Annotated in this window: 2 rRNA genes (1 of these 2 running past the window's edge); both read right to left on the bottom strand. The window is 57.0% G+C overall.

Features of this window, described 5'->3' with window-relative positions:
• Positions 1 to 1822, bottom strand: a 23S ribosomal RNA gene (locus AC3A3L_RS21625); it reaches 1409 nt to the left of the window's first position.
• A gap of 569 nt (positions 1823 to 2391) precedes the next feature.
• Positions 2392 to 3907, bottom strand: a 16S ribosomal RNA gene (locus tag AC3A3L_RS21620).
• The 16S and 23S rRNA genes sit together here, the layout of an rRNA operon.
• Between the last annotated feature and the right edge of the window lie 28 nt (positions 3908 to 3935).

Here is a 3935-nt window from a genome sequence, read left to right as displayed (position 1 = left end):
TGCTACTAGAGGTTTTTCTCGACAGCATAGGATCACCCACTTCGCCATACATGGCTCCGCGTCACGTCTCAGGCTCCACACTGAAGTGGATGGTGCGGATTTGCCTACACCACGCCCTACACGCTTGCCCACAGACAACCATCGCTGTGGTTGGGCTACCTTCCTGCGTCACCCCATCGCTTGACTACTACCAGCTCGGGTCCCACGCTCCGCCCACCGGCCTCGCCCCGAAGGGTCCGGTCCGATGAGTTTCGGGTGGTTAGCATCACCAGGTTCGTCATGGGCGCAACTTCGCCGGTACGGGAATATCAACCCGTTGTCCATCGACTACGCCTGTCGGCCTCGCCTTAGGTCCCGACTTACCCAGGGCAGATTAGCTTGACCCTGGAACCCTTGATCATTCGGCGCACGGGTTTCTCACCCGTGATTCGCTACTCATGCCTGCATTCTCACTCGTGTGGCCTCCACACCTGGATCACTCCGGCGCTTCACTGCCCACACGACGCTCCCCTACCCATCCAGCGCACTGAACACCCATCAAGTGGATGCTGATGTATTCGCTGAATGCCATAGCTTCGGCGGATGACTTGAGCCCCGCTACATTGTCGGCGCGGAATCACTTGACCAGTGAGCTATTACGCACTCTTTCAAGGGTGGCTGCTTCCAAGCCAACCTCCTGGTTGTCAATGCGACTCCACATCCTTTTCCACTTAGTCACCGCTTAGGGGCCTTAGCTGATGGTCTGGGCTGTTTCCCTCTCGACTACGGAGCTTATCCCCCGCAGTCTCACTGCTGCGCTCTCACTTACCGGCATTCGGAGTTTGGCTAACGTCAGTAACCTTGTAGGGCCCATCGGCTATCCAGTGCTCTACCTCCGGCAAGAAACACGCAACGCTGCACCTAAATGCATTTCGGGGAGAACCAGCTATCACGAAGTTTGATTGGCCTTTCACCCCTATCCACAGGTCATCCCCTCAGTTTTCAACCTAAGTGGGTTCGGTCCTCCACGTCGTCTTACCGACGCTTCAACCTGCCCATGGATAGATCACTTCGCTTCGGGTCTTGAGCGCGCTACTGAATCGCCCTGTTCGGACTCGCTTTCGCTACGGCTACCCCACACGGGTTAACCTCGCAACACACCGCAAACTCGCAGGCTCATTCTTCAAAAGGCACGCCGTCACCCCTGTACAAGACAGAAGCTCCGACGGATTGTAGGCACACGGTTTCAGGTACTATTTCACTCCCCGCCAGGGGTACTTTTCACCTTTCCCTCACGGTACTTGTCCGCTATCGGTCATCAAGGAGTATTTAGGCTTAACGGGTGGTCCCGCCAGATTCACACGGAATTTCAGGGGTTCCGTGTTACTTGGGAACACGCTCCAGAGCCAGCGTCTTACGTCTACGGGCCTATCACCCTCTACGGTACGGCTTTCCAACCGGCTTCGACTTCCACACTGGTTTCTTACTCTGCTCCTCACCGGCAGATGAGAATGAGCGGTCCCACAACCCCGCATCTGCAACCCCTGCCGGGTATCACACAGATACGGTTTAGCCTCATCCGATTTCGCTCGCCACTACTCTCGGAATCACTGTTGTTTTCTCTTCCTGTCGGTACTGAGATGTTTCACTTCCCGACGTTCCCTCCACACACCCTATGTGTTCAGGTGCAGGTAACACGACATGACTCGTGCTGGGTTTCCCCATTCGGACACCCCCGGATCACAGCTTGGTTGCCAACTCCCCAGGGCTTATCGCAGGCTCCAACGTCCTTCATCGGCTCTTGATGCCAAGGCATCCACCATGTGCCCTTCATAGCTTGTCTCAACAACGTCAAAACAACACACACCAAAAAACAGCATGAGCCATCCATCAGCAGTCACGACACAGCCAAAGAACACCCGACCCACCCCACAATCAAGGAATGAGCCGGCAGACTCTCACGACCACCACCCCCGCAAGGAAACGAAGACAGCGGCCGAAGAACATTACACACTCACCACACACCACCCACCAGAACCAGCTCCCGCCCAAAGGACAACAACCAGACCGGTCACGCGGCGTGCAGTGCAGATGCTCGCGTCCACTATGCAGATCTCAAACAACAACCCCACCAACCCCCACACACCCCACCAACGAGGCACGCGGACGAAGAGAGGAACAGAAGCCCAACCTCGACACCCCCACCCCCAGGCGAACCCAGGAACAGAAGGCACCAAACGGCTGATCCTTCAGGACCCAACAGTGTGTTCAACCATCCCCCCACCAACGTGAGGCCAATGACCAGACCACCCGAACCGAAGCTCGAGCAGAACTGACAGTCGACGTTCCACTAGTGAGACACCACCATGCGCCAGCAGACATTCGCCACTGGTCGGGGTGCGTGCTCCTTAGAAAGGAGGTGATCCAGCCGCACCTTCCGGTACGGCTACCTTGTTACGACTTCGTCCCAATCGCCAGCCCCACCTTCGACGGCTCCCTCCACAAGGGTTGGGCCACCGGCTTCGGGTGTTGCCGACTTTCGTGACGTGACGGGCGGTGTGTACAAGGCCCGGGAACGTATTCACCGCAGCGTTGCTGATCTGCGATTACTAGCGACTCCGACTTCATGGGGTCGAGTTGCAGACCCCAATCCGAACTGAGACCGGCTTTTTGGGATTCGCTCCCCCTTACGGGATCGCAGCCCTTTGTACCGGCCATTGTAGCATGCGTGAAGCCCTGGACATAAGGGGCATGATGACTTGACGTCATCCCCACCTTCCTCCGAGTTGACCCCGGCAGTCTCCTATGAGTCCCCACCATTACGTGCTGGCAACATAGAACGAGGGTTGCGCTCGTTGCGGGACTTAACCCAACATCTCACGACACGAGCTGACGACAGCCATGCACCACCTGTACACCCCCAAAAGAAGCCCCATCTCTGGAGCGGCAGGGTGTATGTCAAACCCAGGTAAGGTTCTTCGCGTTGCATCGAATTAATCCGCATGCTCCGCCGCTTGTGCGGGCCCCCGTCAATTCCTTTGAGTTTTAGCCTTGCGGCCGTACTCCCCAGGCGGGGCGCTTAATGCGTTAGCTGCGGCACGGAATCCGTGGAATGGACCCCACACCTAGCGCCCAACGTTTACGGTGTGGACTACCAGGGTATCTAATCCTGTTCGCTCCCCACACTTTCGCTCCTCAGCGTCAGGTCATTCCCAGAGAACCGCCTTCGCCACCGGTGTTCCTCCTGATATCTGCGCATTTCACCGCTACACCAGGAATTCCGTTCTCCCCTGAATACCTCTAGTCTGCCCGTATCGAAAGCAAGCCAGGTGTTAAGCACCTGGTTTTCACTCCCGACGCGACAAACCGCCTACGAGCCCTTTACGCCCAATAATTCCGGACAACGCTCGCACCCTACGTATTACCGCGGCTGCTGGCACGTAGTTGGCCGGTGCTTCTTTAGTGGGTACCGTCACTTGCGCTTCGTCCCCACCGAAAGAGGTTTACAACCCGAAGGCCGTCATCCCTCACGCGGCGTTGCTGGATCAGGCTTCCGCCCATTGTCCAATATTCCCCACTGCTGCCTCCCGTAGGAGTCTGGGCCGTGTCTCAGTCCCAGTGTGACCGGTCACCCTCTCAGGCCGGCTACCCGTCGAAGCCATGGTGAGCCATTACCTCACCATCAAGCTGATAGGCCGCGAGCACATCCCTGGCCGAAAAAACTTTCCACCACAACCCATGCGAGAAGTGGTCATATCCGGTATTAATCACCGTTTCCGGTGGCTATCCCAAAGCCAAGGGCAGATTACTCACGTGTTACTCACCCGTTCGCCGCTCGAGTACCACCGAAGTGGCCTTTCCGCTCGACTTGCATGTGTTAAGCACGCCGCCAGCGTTCGTCCTGAGCCAGGATCAAACTCTCCATCGAAAACCATCAACCCAACCCCCACAAAAAA

This window comes from Nocardioides sp. Soil_C_8 (genome assembly GCF_057656315.1).
Note: the sequence above shows the minus strand (reverse complement) of the source record. Positions and strands in the feature narration are given on the sequence as shown.